Genomic DNA, 16,067 nt, shown 5'->3' with positions numbered 1-16,067 from the left:
AATTAAATTTCTTTTACTAAATTCTCTGTACTATACTGATAAAGAAGTTCCCTAATTCCCTGCCTTATTTCAGCCCCATACATTGGCATACCATGTCCTGTATATAAAGTCTGCGGGTCTAGCGCTAATAGCTTTTCTATTGATTGGAAGCTAGTATTTATATCTGGTGTAAAGTATGCTGGTGGGCCATGAATCTTTTTTTTCTGAGTTAAAACGGCAAATAATGACTCTTGTTTTACTGTAATCAGTGCATCCCCTGCTAGAAGCAGCCGATCTTTTTCTCTAAATAAGGAAATATGTCCTTCCGTGTGTCCTGGCGTATGAATCCATTTCCAGTCATCTAAATATGGTAAGGAACTAGTACTTGAAATAGGCCTGATACTGGAATGAAGATCAATGCCATCTCGCGGGTAAAATGGTGAAAGAAAGGACATCATCCCTTTTTCCCTTAATGGTGTAGGTGGAGGATATTTCTTCTTGCTTTCTAAATAGGGAATTTCTTTTTCATGTATATATACAGGAACATTCCATTTCTTAACGAGTGTTTGTAATGCGCCGATATGATCAAAATGAGCATGAGTTAGAATGATTGCTAATGGTTTCTTTCCCTTGAAAAGTTGATTTGTATTTTTCAAAATAAATGGCGCAGAATAAGGAACGCCTGTATCGATAAGTACCCACTCATCCTTCCTAGCTCCTAATCCAGCTATATATGCTATATTTGCAATTGCTGTACGATAGCCAAAAACATTTTCTGCAATTTTCATTTTTGTGCCTCCACTTTTTCTTTTAGTATGACCAATTCAATAAAAGAAACACCTTATTGAGATTATTTTTCCCTTTACTAGAAGTGCAAATATTGTACTTGAAAGAAAATATTTGATATTTAAAAGGAAAAGGTGTACGATACAGTTAATTAAATAGTTATGATTACACATTATGTGTGATCGCCTTCGGGGTCGGGTGAAATTCCCAACCGGCGGTGATGAGTGGACGTAAAACTCTAAGCCCGTGACCCGTTTTATAAGAGTTAAATTTATAAAACGGTGGATTTGGTGAGAAACCAAAGCCGACAGTAAAGTCTGGATGGGAGAAGGCAAATAACAATAAACAAAATGGTATGATTGATAGAATCAAAAGAATGAATGACTCACCTTTCTTTTTCTGTTTTTCTATAGATATATTTTGTTGTATTTGAGGTGCTGTAATAAGGGTATTCACAGCTGAAGTAATTTCTGCTAAATATACTGAAGCTTAGATGGATCTTTTTTCGAAAAGAATGGTGAATTGTCCATTGACAGCGTTATTTACAAACAACAATCTATAAAAAACAGCTATTCTATCGTCCACCACGTTTATTTAAGTATGTATTTGACCCCGTATATGTTTATTATACGGGGTTTTATTTTGTATTTTTTATGGATTTTAAGCGTATTTTTTTGTCACCATAAAAATGATTGACCCCTTGCTATTTAAGAGCTATAAATACAATCTGCAGAAAGGAGGAATTTCCATTGTTTACTGGATTAGTCGAAGAATTAGGCGTTGTAAAGCATAGTAAAAAGACGGGGCACACTATTTCTATAACGATTCAAGCAGAACAGATTCTCGAGGATATGAAAATTGGTGACAGCATTGCCGTAAATGGGGTTTGTCTAACAGTTACTGCCTTCCGTGATTGTTTGTTTACAGTCGATGTTATGCCAAACACGTTTAACGATACGACTTTAAGGCTTCTAAATAGTGGCACAATTGTTAATTTAGAACGAGCAATGGCTGCAAATGGAAGGTTTGGCGGGCACTTTGTGTCTGGGCATGTTGATTGTACGGGCATGATTATATCAACAAAAAAAATAGAAAATAGTACATTAGTTGAAATTCAGATACCAGAGGATCAAATATACCTCGTAATGGATAAAGGATCTATTACCATTGATGGAACGAGTTTAACGATTTTCCAAACGACTCCAACCTCTATTTTTGTATCACTCATCCCGCATACTTCCAAGGTAAGCGTGATTGGGAATAAACGAAAAGGTGAACTAGTGAATATCGAATTTGATCTTTTAGCTAAGTATTTTTATTCCTTTATGAATAGAGACAAAGATCCAGGTATAAAAAAAGACTCAACATTAACTGTTTCATTTTTAAGGGAAAATGGTTTTTAATCATAAATTTATTAACGAAAGGAAGAAAACGATGTTTGATTCCATAGAAGATGCATTAAACGATTTAAAAAATGGCAAAGTGGTGATTGTTTGCGATGACGAAGATCGTGAAAATGAAGGAGATTTTATCGGCTTGGCAGATCATGTTACACCAGAAATGATCAATTTCATGGCAAAAGAGGGTCGCGGTCTAATCTGTGTCCCAATTCAACAAGCTTTAGCAGAAAAACTATACCTCCCTCCTATGGTTACTAATAGTACTGATCCGAGAAGCACTGCATTTACGATTAGTATCGACCATAAAGAGACAACAACAGGAATTAGTGCATATGAACGAGCTTTTACTATAAGCAAAATGGTCGATTCAGACGCTAAAGCTGATGACTTTACAAGACCTGGTCACATCTTTCCTCTCATTGCAAAGGATGGCGGTGTGCTAAATCGCAATGGACATACGGAAGCTGCTGTTGACTTAGCGATACTAGCAGGCGCTAATCCAGCTGGAGTGATTGTGGAAGTATTAAAGGAAGACGGAACAATGGCAAGAGTGAATGATTTAAAACAAATCGCTGAAGAATTTGCTTTGAAAATGATTACGATTCAAGATTTAATTCAATACCGACAAAATTTATTACAAAAGGTGGAATAAAGAATGAAACAAGTATTTGAAGGAAATTTAATTGGAACTGATTTAAAAATCGGGATTGTTGTATCCCGTTTTAATGAATTTATTACAACAAGACTCTTATCTGGAGCAGAAGATGCATTAAATCGACATGGCGTAAACGAGGATAATATTTCTGTTATGTGGGTGCCTGGTGTATATGAAATTCCCTTAGCAGCCAAAAAAATGGCCGCGTCTGGTAATTATGATGCTATTATTACATTAGGTACTGTTATTCGGGGGGCAACACCTCATTTTGACTACGTAAGCAATGAAGTAGCAAAAGGAGTAGCAAACGTTTCGTTAAGTACAGAAATACCTGTTATCTTTGGAGTTCTAACAACAGAAAACATCGAGCAAGCAATTGAACGAGCAGGTACAAAAGCTGGAAATAAAGGCTGGGAAGCTGCCGTTAATGCAATTGAAATGGGAAATTTATATAATCAATTAACTCAAGCTTAAAAAATACCAAAAAACCTATAAACGAGGCTCTCTCGTTTATAGGTTTCTTTAGCAATACTATATCGGTAAATAAGTAAGCAGGATCCCCCCTAATGTACCCGTCATAACAACAATCCATGGCGGCAGTTTCCAATAAACTAACATCGAAAATAAAATGGCTGCAAAAGCAAAATCACTCGCATCTGAGATACTGCTTGTCCAAATTGGCTGGTAAAAAGCTGAGATTAGAATACCAACAACCGCAGCATTTACCCCCATTAAGGCCCCTTGAATTTTTGGATTTTTTCTGATGAAATTCCAGAATGGCAGTGTTCCTACAATTAATAAAAAGGCTGGCAAGAAGATAGCGAATGTCGCGAGTAGTCCCCCTGCCCACCCATTTAAGACGGTTCCGATATAGGCAGCAAATGTAAACAATGGACCAGGAACTGCCTGGGTTGCACCATATCCAGCAAGGAATGCTTCTTCACTCAACCATCCACCTGGGACAAATTCACGCTCTAAAAGTGGCAATACTACATGTCCTCCTCCAAACACTAAAGAGCCAGATCGATAAAAACTATCAAACATAGCAATCCATTGGTATGAAAATATCTCGCGAATTATCGGTAAAAGAAACAGAAGGGAAAAAAATAAGATCAAAGAAACACTTGCTACTTGTCTTGAAATCGGAAAAGAAATATCACTATGATTTTGTTGTCTTCCTTGCTGCTTATAAAGAAAATAACTAATGATAGCTGATAAAATAATTACTCCTACCTGAGAAAAAACACTTTGCCATAAAAGAGTAATTACTAGTGCAAAAAGTGCAATCGTCTTTCTTTTTAGATCTGGAGTTAAGTTCTTTGCCATACCTAGTATCGCATGGGCCACAATGGCAGCAGCAACTATTTTTAGCCCATGTATCCAACCTGCATTCCCTATGTCTAATCCTTTTAGTATACTAGCAAAGATCATCAGAGCGGAAATGTAAATCCTAAAAAAGAAATAATCCCACCGAGGAGTCCTCCCCGTAAAATTCCTATACCTATCCCCACCTGACTGCTTGCCGGACCAGGCATGAATTGACAAAGGGCTACTAAATCAGCATAGCTTTTCTCATCCATCCATTTCCTTCGACTTACATACTCATCGTAAAAATAGCCTAAATGTGCAATGGGTCCACCAAACGATGTCAATCCTAGCTTTGTAGAAATAAGGAAGATTTCTAAAAAATTTGTCCTATGCTTCGATTGTTGTCCTTTTTTCAATGATAAACCTCCCAATTAATTAGTAACCTTTATCATAAAGGACGAAGCTTATTTAACCAAGGATGGAAAAGAAAAATTTACATAAAATTTAGAAAAGCATTAAATGATTAAAAGAATGCTCCTTTATCACTTAACGCTTTAGTTAACATAATAAAATTATTGTAATTCCTCAATGGCTTTACTAACTGCAATTGTCAATTCTTCTGCGATTTCTTCTAGCTTTGGCTCCATAAGATTATTTGTTATAGTAGGAAATGTACCTGTTGAATTAATTTCTAAATAGCCTGTCATTTTCGTATAATTGGCATCCTTTACCTCTACCATAAAATAGCCATTTCCTGTAAAATGATCATTAATTCCTTCTAAGTCAAAGGTAACCTTTGTAGGTTCTTTCCACTCTAATATCGTTACTTTCATTTCTACTTTTTTCTTAAAAAGCCCCATATCAATTTTAAATTCCCAAGTTGATACTGTATCGTTGATGATTTCATGGTTCACATATCCTGGTACTAATGGTGCCCAGTTGTTCATGGAGCGAACAAAATCCCAAACTTTTTTTGCATTTGCATGGACGATAATTGAATGCTTTTTACTTGGCATCAAAAACACTTCCCTTATCTTTCATTGACAGACTTATTCTTGCTTTTATCGTCTTCCTTTTCCGTTCTAGCAAATATAAGAGGTTGTTTTTTACTATAACATCATGGATATATATATGCTGTCAATTGACCGATTATGAATCAGAATGCCAATCAGTTTACATAATAAAATTATGATAAACTCAAATGTATTCTGAAATTTCTAAGTCCATTGCTTTTTCTTTTTGCGAATCAGATACATGCGTATATTTCTGCGTTGTATTTAAATTAGTATGACCGAGCAGCTCTTGTACTGTTCGGATATCTCGTCCATCTCTAACTAAATGTGTCGCAAAACTATGTCGTAATTTATGACTAGAAATCCCTTTTTCTTTCCATTTTAATTCAGGATATTCTTTTCCCATTTGATCAATGATCCGCTCCGTTATTTCTTGAATACGTCTTCTGGAAATTCGCTTCCCTCTCCTTGTATAAATGTCAACACAAATATGTACATTTTCGCTCGTTTAAGGATGTACAAAATCACTCGTTTTCTTGCACTAAATGATCCTTTAAACGATAGGAATTTCCCACCATTGTCACAACCTTCGCATGGTGTAAGATGCGATCTAAGATGGCATTTGCCAGCTTAGGCTCCTGAAATACTTCATCCCATGCCTTAAAGTTTACGTTCGTTGTTAAGATCGTACTGCGCTTTTCATATCGCATGTCAATCAGTTGGAAAAATAATTTCGCATCTTCTTGATCAATTGGCAAATAACCAATCTCATCAATGATTAATAGTTTATATTTTGTATAATGTTTTAGACGAGTTTCTAAGCGGTTCTCCAATCGTGCTCGTCTTAAATTCTGAATTAAATCATGGCATTTAATGAAATAGGTACTTGTTCTTTTCTTTGCTGCCGCAATCCCTATGGCGGTGGCCAAGTGTGTTTTGCCAACACCACTTGGTCCTAAGAAAACAATATTCTCGTTCTCTTCAATAAAGCGAAAGGTTAGAAAATCTTGAATCTGTTGCTGATTGACTGAGGTTTGGAAAGTGAAATCAAAATCTTTTATTTCTTTCATATGTGGAAATGCAGCCACCTTTACCATCGACTGCGTCATATTTTGTTCTCGCACATCAATTTCATAGTTGGTTAACTTGATTAACGTATCAATAAATGACAGCTGGTTCTGGACTCCGAAATCAATTACTTCATTTAAATGTAGAGTCATTTGCTTCAGCTTTAGATACTCTAGGTTTCTTAATAATTGTTGATAATTAGTGGATAGATTCATTATTTATACACTTCTCCAATCGTTGCTAGATTTTTCTTTGCCAAATCATCGATTTCCGGATAGTTATAGTAAGGGGCTGAAACAGCCAAACCTGCTTTATAATGTGCTTCCTGATAATTTAGCTTCGCTTTGCTGATTGGATGCTGTGCAATAAGTTTCATGTTATAATAAATCCATAAGTTGTTATCATACACTTGTAAACCTACTTTCTTTCCTTGATATTCTGGTGGTACGGAATACTGGTTTGATTTGTAGGAGATCATGTTGGATGCATTGACTTTTACTTGTGTGTGCTTAATGCGATAGGAATCTCTTACTTTATCAGTTGGTAGCTGGAGTAAGTGGTTCCTTTCTTTTTTATATTCAATCATTGGTATTCTTCCTGTCCCTTGGTGAATCTGGTGATTCACTCTGTTGGCTAACTCTTGTATAAATTGATGCAGTTCCTCTAAAGAGAATTGTCCTTGATAGGCATGAATTTCGTCTAACAATTTCATTGTCGTTTCGACTTTTCCCTTTGTCCTTGGTCTGCCAGCGATACAGGCTTTCACTTTAAAGCCAAAGTCTTTTGCGAATTGCTCAAACTTTGCATTCACTTTACCCGGATAATGTTCCGTTCTTGCTTCATCCATCACTGTTTTCATATTATCCGTAAGGAGTTCCTCAGGAACACCGCCAAACGTTTCAAAAGCTTCTGTTAGAAAGGAAAACAGCGTACTTTGTGACTTGGAAATACTCAAGTGGAATACTCGCAATCTTGAAGTAGATAGAATAAGCGCAGCTACATTGATCTCGACCTGCTCGCCATCTTTTGTTTCATATTGAATATTTTCCTTCCAATCTAATTGAGCTTGTTTACCTGGCGGAGTTTCATAGCGAACCGTCCCCTTCGGAGAAGCAATACGTTTGTCCTCCACAAAGTAAGCATTAAATTCAGGTATTCGAGCGATATAGGCTCGAAAGGTCGAAGCACCACAGTCTAAACCGTGATTATCCTTTAAGTACTGCCAAAGCACCCGCCGATAATAAAACACCTGTTTAGAATCCTCAGATAAAAGAGCAGCGATCACTTCATAATATTCATCAATTTTTGAGGACTTTTTTCTTGTCCTCTTGGGGACAAAACCATTTAGATATTTCTCAACTGTTCGTCGATCTACTCCAAGTTCTTCAGCCAATTTACTCTTATTAATTTTCATTTTCATATGCTCCATTATTTGTTTGAATTTTGGTAAGTCTGAAAGACTATTAATCTCAAAATTAACATCGACATTTAATGATATATACATGACTAGTCACCTCAAGACTAGTATGTAAAATGAAAGCAAATTTGTACATATTTATCCAAGCATTATTGTACATATTTAAAATAGCATTTCTACCTTGAAATAAAGAGTGCATCTTCCTGTCCTTTCATGGGGAAAATCCTGTTTTCTTCTATATATAATTGTAATTCTTCCATTAACTTTTTCGGTAACGGAATATAGCGTGTTTTATTTCCCTTTCCCAGTACGTGAATTCCCCTGTTTTGATTAATGGACGACAGATTAAGAGAGTGTATTTCCATTACCCGTAATCCTGCAAACGCCATGAGTCCAAGGATGACTTTGTTCCGTCTTTGATGCTGCTTTTGGGATACCTTGCCAATCATCTCAAAAAATGATTTTAATTCGTCTTTTTCCAAGTAACTGGGTAGTTTTCCTTTTTGTTCTTTCGCGCTCTCCAAATCAAGGGCGGGATTTTTTTGGACAAGCTCATAATCTACTAAACATTTATAAAAAGAACGAATGGCAGTTAATCTTCTATTTCTCGAACTAGCAGAATTTGCGCGCTTAGTTTTTAGTTCGTTCATAAAAAGGGTAATCTGCAATTTTTTTACTGAAGTTAAGTCCATATATGCTTCTTTTTTCCATGTAATAAATTCAAGGAATAAATAGATGTCCCGTAAATAATTTTCGATCGTAAATATACTGTAATCCTTATTATCCATTTCTGTTCGAAAAAGCGTTAACTCTTCTTCATACCAAGAAAGTAATGTCTCTTTTGCGATCATATGTATTGCCACCTAATCTATATAGTAATAATTCTAGTATACAATATTTCTTAAAAAACCGCACATAAGAGATATTATGCGCGGTAATGTTGAGAACTTAGTTAGAAGACATTTAAAACATGAATTACAGGTATTTGTTTAGATGCAAAATGCTAAATAAAAAAAGAACAGTACCTCTAAGTGTACTTGTTCTTCCTTTTCATTATAATTAAAATTCTCGCTTACTATAAAAGCTCAGAGAAATAAAATATGATATCACAAGAAGAATGATAAGTGGAATTAGCAGGATTAATCCCAGTTCTGCTTTTGATAATGTTGATAAACGAATCATCGTTTCTTGGATAAATTGATTATCTAGTTTTGCAAAATACTTCATTATACCAGTTGTTCCAAATACTATTACGAAAAGAAGAATAAAGTTAGCCATTTTGGCTTTTAAATAGCCAAATTTAAAAATCATAGGCAAAGAAATGGAAAAACATATAGTTACCATTATTGCTCCCCCTATGAGAATGATATAACTAAAAGGAACATCCAATGGAATGTGAAATGGTTTCACAAGAACATGGATGAGATAAAAGCCAATTGCTGCAAAAGCTGCATAAACATAGATGGACACATATTTTGATAATACAATGGTAGATAGTTTGATTGGAAGACTAATAAGAACTTTATCGCTGTTATTTTTATCTTCTAATGCACTAGCTCCTAGAAGGAGTTGATAAGTAATTGCTAGTATTCCAACCATTAATCCAACTTCTCCAAGACTGGAAAGAGAAACAGAAAAGAAACAGATTAATAATAGTGATAATGCTATTGATCTTTTTTGGATAAGAATGTCTTTTTTAATTAGATGATACATGACCACCACTCCTTCTTGTGTAAAACACCATAATATCTTCTAAAGTTGGCTTTTCATAGAAATAAGAATTTCCAAATTGCTTTCTTACTTCTTCTTTGTTTTTACATAATGCTTCAAAACCAAAATCATTACTCTTTAAACTGATTAAATTTTTATTATGGATAATCTGTGTGCTATCTTTTCCTTTAACCATGGTATATTCTTCTAAAAGCTCATCCTTCGTTTTACTTAAAATGATTTGTCCATTATTAATTAATGTAATATAATCGGCAATTTTATCTAAGTCTGATGTTATGTGAGTTGAAAAAAAGATTGCCTTGTTTTCGTCTTGTATTAATGTTTGCAGTACATCTAACAATTCAGTCCGAACTAGTGGATCTAAACCGGAAGTTGGTTCATCCATAATTAAGAGTTCAGCTTGATGAGAAAGGGCGATGGCTAATGAGAATTTCATTTTCATCCCTTTTGACAGTTCGTTGATTTTTTTATCCATAGGTAGCGAAAAATCTTTTACATATTTATTGAATGTACTTTCTTCCCATTGAGAATAAAATGGGCGGATGATATTCTTCATTTCTTTTATTGTTAACTCTTCATAAAAGTGATTGTCATCATAAACAAAGCCAATTCTCTCTTTAATTTTCATACTATGTTTTTCATTGTCTAAACCAAAGACTTTTATCATGCCGCTATCTTTTTTGATTAAATTCATGATTAGTTTGATTGTTGTGCTTTTTCCAGCTCCATTTGGACCAATAAACCCCATTATAAATCCTTTTTTTAAGGTAATATTAATCGTATCTAAAGAAAAACCTTGTCGGCTCTTGGATACATTGATAAGTTCTAATGTGTTTTCCACTGTGCTCATCCTTTATAAATAATTTTTAATATTTCTTGTAATTCTTCTAATGTTAACCCAATTAGTTTAGCTGTGCTGCTGGCTTCTGTTAAATGTTCTTCGATTGTTTTCAACTTGTTTTCACGAAGTATTTCTTTGTTTATTGCTGCAACATATGACCCTTTTCCAGCGACTGTAACAATAAAACCGTCTTTTTCAAGTTCATCATAGGCTCTTTTGGTTGTAATAACGCTAATTTTCAGTTCTTTTGCAAGACTTCTAATAGAAGGAAGAGATTGTGTTTCTTTTAGTTCACCTGCTACTATTTGCTCTTTTATTTGCTTTACTATTTGCAAATAAATAGGTTCCTCAGAGGAATTGGAGATAAAAATATTCATTAGAAACACCTTTCAACTGTTATATCTGTATATAGTCAGTATATACAGATATAACAGTAGTGTCAACCCTCATAATTAGACAAGTTTTTAATCTATCATAATAATATTATGTAAACAAATTATTTCTTCTATTTTTAGCATTTAGTATCTAAGATAATATACAAAACATGCAGGAACTACATGGGGAAAAAGTAAATTCACGCGTGAATCAATTTAAACAATTAGACCAACGTCGCGAGTCTCTTATTGAAGAGGTAATTATACTTTGCAAAACTGGAGAGTCTTTTTCAGTTAAACAAATAAATGAAGTTACAGAGCGAATAAACGAATTAGCAAGACATGGTGTCATTCAATTAGAGAAAATGTTACATAAGCAATGGTATGTGAATTTGTAAATCGTGCTAAATAAAAAAACAGTTCTGGACGTGAGCTCATATCCAAGACTGTTTTTTTATTAATTAATAATTTTCCATAACAGGATAAAATCGAAAAACAGCTTTCCCGACAACAGCATCCTCTGATATACAACCAAGCTGTCTACTATCCATACTATTTTGTCTATTATCCCCTAATACAAATAGATGCCCTTTAGGTACTATAACTTTAAGATTTTCCGTCAATCTCTGATTAGGAAGTAAATGCTTCTTTTTCTCTTGAAGATATGGTTCGTCATATTTTTCGCCATTAATATAAAGTGTATCATCATAAATTTCAATCGTATCATCAGGTAAGCCGATTACTCTTTTTATATAATCTTCTTTTTCTATTGGTGAATGAAAGACGATGGTATCAAAATGCTTGATTTGGCCAACTTTAGAGACAATCACTCTATCTTGATTTTCATATGTTGGCTGCATGGATTGTCCTATTACCTTAACAGGGGCAAAAATAAAGTTACGGCAAATAAACACAAATATTAATGCGCTAATAAGTGCAATAATCCACGACTTTAGCTCTCTTTGAAAAGCTGATTTCTTATTAATATTGCTTCCCTCTTTTCTCTTTAAAAATTAGTTGGTTCTATTTAGGTCACCATTTTATACATTAAAATATCATCTATATATTCATTTTCTGACAGTTTGATTTCTTTTATTTTGCGACCTTCTTCTATAAATCCCATACAAGTATATAAAGAAATAGCCCTAGTATTTGTTGAGAAAACACCTAAGCTAACTTTTTCAATCAGCGGATTTTCTTTTGCCCATGCTAGTAGTGCTTTTATAAATAATTTTCCTATTCCTTTACTTCTATGCTTTTTACTTATCCTCATCCCAAATGACCCTGTGTGATTAAGTCTTTGTCTATTTTTTGTTTGAAAGACAATAAAGCCAATTACTTTATTGGTTTCTTCCGCAATTAGGATAGTTTCTCTCTCATTATGCAAAATTTTAGCGACCCATGCCTGCTGCTCTTCCAGTGTTTGATTAAACTCTTCGATAGTAGTTATCAGATAATCTTCTACGGCAATCACAGATTGCTGAATAGCAAAAATTGCTTCTGCACCTTCCAGTTTCGCATGGCGGATAAGATATTGATCTGCTGATTTCAATTTCTTTAGCCACTCCTTAATAAATATGAATGTGATGATATTAATAGATTAAACTCCCACTGAAGGAATTTAATTCCATTATAGCATAGCCACGATAAAATTACTCTGACCTGCTTTTCTTTTTTCTATATATAATCCAAGCTATTACAATAACTACAACTGGAATTAAAATTGGTGATAATCCAACAATCATCACGATGACAGTTGAAAGGAAGGAATTTAACCCGTTAATCGTGCTCACGAATTGACTTTTTGCTTTTTCCCATGTATTTAAAGACTCTTTATCTTGAATAGAACCCACTTTTACTAACTCTTCTTCCAGTTGAATCGTGACAGTCGAATAGTCTACGTTATTTTTTAAGTATTTCATTCTCCCTAATATTTGTTCTTTTTCTGCCTGCACAGTTGCAAGATCATTTGATATTTTAAGAAGGTCTTCCGTTTTTTCTGCTTGTTCCATTAAAGCTAATAGCCTTTTTTCCACTGCTTCCTTAGCTTTTAGCCGGGATTCCAAATCAACATATTCTTCAGTCACATCGTTACCAGTGATACTCTTCTCTGTAACTTTAATACTTTTCTTTTCGATATCGTTTAAGTAGGTTTGGAAATGTTTTTGAGGAATTTTTACGATAATAGTCCCATTTATATAATCTGTGCCACTATCATAAATGGACGATTCCAATACATACCCGCCTAGCTCGGCTGCTTTTGACTGGATATGCTTCTCTACGTTGTGATAGTCTTTCACCTTTAAGGATAGATTCCCATTATAAATAACTATTCGGTCATTATTACTAATTGCTTGACCGCTATTTTCTTTTACCGTTTTACTATCTGTTGCGGGTAGTTCTCCTATTTCATTCTGGGCATCGATGACATTGGAATCAGCCTTTTCATAATCTCTGCTATCCGCTGCTTTATCTTCGGAATTTTGTGAGCAGCCAGTTAATAATAATAGAAATAATAACGACCAATTTAATATAATTAGAAATTTTTTCATTTTTTTCCTCCTGCGTTTTGTTAATGATTAGACGGATAAGAAGAAATTAAGTTTCAGTTTAATTCCAATTTTTTATTATAAAACTCATTATTATGTTCATCTAAAAAAAGACCATTTTTTACACCAATTCAGTATTCTTTGTATACGATAATACAAATTTAGTTACAGGGATAAATCCATTTGATTATCATACAATGTTATAAAAGTGGTGGAAATAACGTTTATACGGAGGGATTCTTTGTGGAGTTAGACAGGCATATGGAAATGACTTTTCAAAACTTACAAGAGAAAAATATGACCTTTGATATCGTTTTTCAGCGTATCCTTGCTTTTATGTCTAGAAGTCCTTCGGGAAATTATCAATTAATGATTGGTACAGATTCACAAGTGCATACCAAACATACGAAGTTTATTACTGGAATAGTCATTATGAATAAAGGAAAAGGTGCTTGGGCCTGTATTAGAAAAGTGATCATACCAAGGAAGATTTTAAGACTGCATGAGAAAATCTCCTATGAGACAACACTAACAGAAGAGGTAGTTAGTCTGTTCACAGAGGATAGGAAAAACCAATTAATTGATGTTGTCCTCCCTTTTGTTTATCAAGGAGCAACTTTCTCGATAGAGGGACATATAGATATTGGAGCAGACAGAAGAAATAAAACAAGAGAATTTGTCAATGAAATGGTAACAAGAATGGAGTCAATAGGTATCGAACCAAAAATTAAGCCTGATTCATTTGTTGCTTCATCCTATGCTAATAAGTATACGAAATAATTAAATAAAAAAAACCTGTCCACAAACGGAACAGGTAAAATACATTTATTTTTCTTTTGAAGAAGCAACTTCTTCAGAAACCTTTTTATTTTTGTTAATAAAATGAATGATAAATGTGATAATAAACGCAGCAATTAGAATCCCAAAAAATACATAGTGATCTAATTCATATCCAAAAATGCTAGCAAACATCTTTACCGCGATTATCCCAATTAATACAAAGGCGGTATTCTCTAATTCTGGAACTTTTTCAATGAGAACTAAGAATAATTTGGCAACAGTTCTCATCATTAAAATACCGAGCATTCCACCAATCAGTAGAATCCAGATTTCATTTGAAACAGCCAAAGATGCTAATATGCTGTCAACCGAAAAGGCTAAATCCATTAATTCTACGGAGATAACAGTTGCCCAGAATACTCCGAACAATCTTATTGTCCAACTGTCTTTCTTCATCGCTGAGGCATCTTCATCTTCCTCACCAAGCCAGAAATGCTTAATTACAATCCATGCTAAGTATGCTGCTCCAACTACTTTTATCCAGGTAAAATGGATTAAGTAAACACCAATTCCAATAAAGAAGAAACGGAAAAAATAGGCTCCGAATAAACCATATGTCAATGCTTTTTTTTGTTTATCTGGCGGTAAATGTTTTACCATTACTGCTAATACGAGCGCATTATCTGCTGATAATAAGCCTTCTAAAATGACTAACGATCCGATTAATCCCCATGATACTGGATCTGTTAATACTTCTGCCCACATCTTCCAATCAAAAAATGAAGCATAGGTTGATAATATCTGATGTAAAACGTCCACTTAATGAGCCTCCATTATTATATGTAATCATATGGAAGCTATTATACTCCTATCATTTTCAGATAGCAACTGTAATAAAGCAAAGAAGAAAAAATACCTTCTATTATTCTTCATAAATCATTTTTACTGTCATACCACCGTCTACCATAAGATTCGTTCCTGTAATAAAATCATTTTGCGGATTTGTGAGGAAAAGGCATGCTCTTGCAATATCCTCAGGTTTACCTACTCTTTTTGATAGATGCTGTTCATGATCGCTTTCTCGCAGATTTTCATAATCTTTCGTTTCGATCCAGCCTGGTGATATGCTGTTAACTGTTATATGTGCATCAGCTAAACTATTTGCCAAAGCATGAGTAATAGCCATAATTCCACCTTTGCTAGCACTATAGCTTTCTGTATTAGGTTCCGACATATAGGCTCTGCTAGATGACATGTTAATAATCGACCCTTTTGCGCCTTGAGTTCGCATGATTTTTGCGACTTCTCTTGAACAAAGAAACACGCTGCGGAGATTCGTATTTATCACATCATCCCATTCTTCTATCGTTAAATCGTAAAATGATTTAAAAATGCCTTTACCGGCGTTATTAATTAAGATATCAATCTTTCCAAATTTCGCTTGTGTTGTCTCAACCATTTGAATGATATCTGCTTCGTTTCGAACATCGGTTTTTATAAAAATTGCTCTCTCTTTTTGCTCTATAGAATCAAGTACATGTTTTCCTTGCTCTTCATCTATATCAGCTAGGATAACATAGGCATCTTCTTGCAAATAAGCTTTTGCAATTGCTTTGCCAATACCATTACTAGCGCCAGTTACAATGACAACTTTATCTTTGTACATTCTAATCACCAACCATTCATATAAAAAAGCAAGCCAATTTCTCAGCCTGCCTTGTTGTATTTATTCTTCAGTGATTTCCACTTTTTCCATAACATCGCCATTTTTCATTGCTTTTACAGCAGCAATACCGGACGTAACTTGTCCAAATACTGTATGAACACCATCTAAATGCGGTTGTGGCTCATGTACGATAAAGAATTGGCTTCCGCCTGTATCACGGCCAGCGTGTGCCATAGAAAGAGCTCCTTCCACATGTTTGTGAGGGTTTCCTTCTGTTTCACATTTGATTGTGTATCCAGGTCCTCCTGTTCCATTTCCATTTGGGTCGCCGCCTTGGCTGACGAAACCAGGAATTACACGGTGGAATGTTAAACCGTTATAGAAACCTTTTTTAATTAGTTCCACAAAGTTAGCTACTGTTCCAGGAGCTTCGTTTGGATATAATTCGAATTCAATTTTTTCACCATTTTGCATTAATATGTATCCTTTAGTTGCCATGA

Annotated in this window: 19 protein-coding genes, 2 pseudogenes and 1 riboswitch; of the genes and pseudogenes, 5 read left to right on the top strand and 16 right to left on the bottom strand. The window is 34.5% G+C overall.

What is annotated here, in order from left to right; genetic code table 11:
* Window positions 1–2: 2 nt before the first annotated feature.
* On the bottom strand, window positions 3–767 hold the full coding sequence (locus tag NSQ89_RS09570) for an MBL fold metallo-hydrolase (RefSeq protein ID WP_095320094.1): 765 nt from the start codon (window positions 765–767) through the stop codon (window positions 3–5).
* A gap of 178 nt (window positions 768–945) precedes the next feature.
* A riboswitch (FMN riboswitch) is annotated at window positions 946–1,102 on the top strand.
* A 412-nt stretch (window positions 1,103–1,514) separates the two neighbouring features.
* On the opposite strand from NSQ89_RS09570, the gene ribE reads away from it, so the two are divergent.
* The 3 genes and pseudogenes from ribE (at window position 1,515) to ribH (ending at window position 3,294) form a co-directional block, all read left to right on the top strand.
* A complete protein-coding gene (ribE, locus tag NSQ89_RS09565) occupies window positions 1,515–2,168 on the top strand; it encodes a riboflavin synthase (RefSeq protein WP_095321530.1) in 654 nt (217 codons plus the stop codon).
* Between the two features lie 31 nt (window positions 2,169–2,199).
* Window positions 2,200–2,790: pseudogene (gene ribB, locus NSQ89_RS09560) on the top strand (3,4-dihydroxy-2-butanone-4-phosphate synthase); the annotation flags it as partial.
* A gap of 30 nt (window positions 2,791–2,820) precedes the next feature.
* Window positions 2,821–3,294, top strand: coding sequence for a 6,7-dimethyl-8-ribityllumazine synthase (gene ribH, locus NSQ89_RS09555; protein ID WP_095257294.1), 474 nt, complete (start codon window positions 2,821–2,823; stop codon window positions 3,292–3,294).
* A 57-nt stretch (window positions 3,295–3,351) separates the two neighbouring features.
* On the opposite strand, the pseudogene chrA reads toward ribH, so the two are convergent.
* From chrA to NSQ89_RS09510, 9 genes and pseudogenes are all read right to left on the bottom strand, one after another.
* Window positions 3,352–4,544 (bottom strand): annotated as a pseudogene (gene chrA, locus NSQ89_RS09550) (chromate efflux transporter).
* A gap of 156 nt (window positions 4,545–4,700) precedes the next feature.
* On the bottom strand, window positions 4,701–5,144 hold the full coding sequence (locus tag NSQ89_RS09545) for a CoxG family protein (RefSeq protein ID WP_095321527.1): 444 nt from the start codon (window positions 5,142–5,144) through the stop codon (window positions 4,701–4,703).
* Window positions 5,145–5,325: 181 nt separating this feature from the next.
* Window positions 5,326–5,619 (bottom strand): tyrosine-type recombinase/integrase, encoded by a 294-nt coding sequence (locus NSQ89_RS09540; protein ID WP_341133155.1) that lies wholly within the window; start codon window positions 5,617–5,619, stop codon window positions 5,326–5,328.
* A 46-nt stretch (window positions 5,620–5,665) separates the two neighbouring features.
* Window positions 5,666–6,424 carry an IS21-like element helper ATPase IstB gene (gene istB, locus NSQ89_RS09535; protein ID WP_061801337.1) on the bottom strand — a complete coding sequence of 253 codons (759 nt, stop codon included), beginning with the start codon at window positions 6,422–6,424 and terminating at the stop codon, window positions 5,666–5,668.
* Entirely contained in the window at window positions 6,424–7,713 is a 1,290-nt protein-coding gene (gene istA / locus NSQ89_RS09530) for an IS21 family transposase (protein ID WP_061801336.1), read from the bottom strand. The genes istB and istA overlap by 1 nt, the downstream gene beginning before the upstream one ends.
* 89 nt (window positions 7,714–7,802) lie before the next feature.
* Window positions 7,803–8,477 carry a tyrosine-type recombinase/integrase gene (locus NSQ89_RS09525; RefSeq protein ID WP_341132540.1) on the bottom strand — a complete coding sequence of 225 codons (675 nt, stop codon included), beginning with the start codon at window positions 8,475–8,477 and terminating at the stop codon, window positions 7,803–7,805.
* A gap of 208 nt (window positions 8,478–8,685) precedes the next feature.
* Window positions 8,686–9,339: an ABC-2 transporter permease gene (locus NSQ89_RS09520; RefSeq protein ID WP_341132539.1), complete on the bottom strand. Its 654-nt coding sequence runs from the start codon at window positions 9,337–9,339 to the stop codon at window positions 8,686–8,688.
* Complete coding sequence (locus NSQ89_RS09515; RefSeq protein ID WP_222426204.1) at window positions 9,323–10,207, bottom strand: ABC transporter ATP-binding protein; 885 nt, start codon at window positions 10,205–10,207, stop codon at window positions 9,323–9,325. The genes NSQ89_RS09520 and NSQ89_RS09515 overlap by 17 nt, the downstream gene beginning before the upstream one ends.
* Window positions 10,204–10,575 (bottom strand): GntR family transcriptional regulator, encoded by a 372-nt coding sequence (locus NSQ89_RS09510; RefSeq protein WP_047943449.1) that lies wholly within the window; start codon window positions 10,573–10,575, stop codon window positions 10,204–10,206. Before NSQ89_RS09510 ends, NSQ89_RS09515 begins: the two co-directional genes overlap by 4 nt.
* 167 nt (window positions 10,576–10,742) lie before the next feature.
* Between NSQ89_RS09510 and NSQ89_RS09505 the strand changes: the two genes are divergently transcribed.
* Window positions 10,743–10,970: a DUF2533 family protein gene (locus tag NSQ89_RS09505; protein ID WP_341132538.1), complete on the top strand. Its 228-nt coding sequence runs from the start codon at window positions 10,743–10,745 to the stop codon at window positions 10,968–10,970.
* A 63-nt stretch (window positions 10,971–11,033) separates the two neighbouring features.
* Here the strand turns inward: NSQ89_RS09505 and lepB are convergent, their stop codons facing one another.
* From lepB to NSQ89_RS09490, 3 genes are all read right to left on the bottom strand, one after another.
* A complete protein-coding gene (lepB, locus tag NSQ89_RS09500; RefSeq protein ID WP_341133154.1) occupies window positions 11,034–11,513 on the bottom strand; it encodes a signal peptidase I in 480 nt (159 codons plus the stop codon).
* A gap of 86 nt (window positions 11,514–11,599) precedes the next feature.
* Window positions 11,600–12,124: a GNAT family N-acetyltransferase gene (locus NSQ89_RS09495; protein ID WP_341132537.1), complete on the bottom strand. Its 525-nt coding sequence runs from the start codon at window positions 12,122–12,124 to the stop codon at window positions 11,600–11,602.
* A gap of 100 nt (window positions 12,125–12,224) precedes the next feature.
* The gene (locus NSQ89_RS09490) at window positions 12,225–13,124 is read right to left on the bottom strand and encodes a DUF4349 domain-containing protein (protein ID WP_341132536.1); all 900 of its coding nucleotides are present in this window, start codon (window positions 13,122–13,124) and stop codon (window positions 12,225–12,227) included.
* Between the two features lie 258 nt (window positions 13,125–13,382).
* On the opposite strand from NSQ89_RS09490, the gene NSQ89_RS09485 reads away from it, so the two are divergent.
* Entirely contained in the window at window positions 13,383–13,901 is a 519-nt protein-coding gene (locus tag NSQ89_RS09485; RefSeq protein ID WP_144580168.1) for a ribonuclease H-like YkuK family protein, read from the top strand.
* A gap of 45 nt (window positions 13,902–13,946) precedes the next feature.
* On the opposite strand, the gene NSQ89_RS09480 is transcribed toward NSQ89_RS09485, so the two are convergent.
* From NSQ89_RS09480 to NSQ89_RS09470, 3 genes are all read right to left on the bottom strand, one after another.
* Window positions 13,947–14,720, bottom strand: coding sequence for a TerC family protein (locus NSQ89_RS09480; protein ID WP_095257299.1), 774 nt, complete (start codon window positions 14,718–14,720; stop codon window positions 13,947–13,949).
* Window positions 14,721–14,823: 103 nt separating this feature from the next.
* Window positions 14,824–15,567: an SDR family NAD(P)-dependent oxidoreductase gene (locus NSQ89_RS09475; RefSeq protein ID WP_047943444.1), complete on the bottom strand. Its 744-nt coding sequence runs from the start codon at window positions 15,565–15,567 to the stop codon at window positions 14,824–14,826.
* A gap of 60 nt (window positions 15,568–15,627) precedes the next feature.
* Window positions 15,628–16,065: a peptidylprolyl isomerase gene (locus NSQ89_RS09470; RefSeq protein ID WP_047943443.1), complete on the bottom strand. Its 438-nt coding sequence runs from the start codon at window positions 16,063–16,065 to the stop codon at window positions 15,628–15,630.
* Window positions 16,066–16,067: the final 2 nt, after the last annotated feature.

This window comes from Niallia sp. FSL R7-0648, from assembly GCF_038007005.1.
In the GTDB taxonomy this organism is placed as follows: domain Bacteria; phylum Bacillota; class Bacilli; order Bacillales; family Cytobacillaceae; genus Niallia; species Niallia circulans.
The sequence above is the reverse complement of the archived record's forward strand: the minus strand, read 5'-3'. Positions and strand labels throughout refer to the sequence as shown.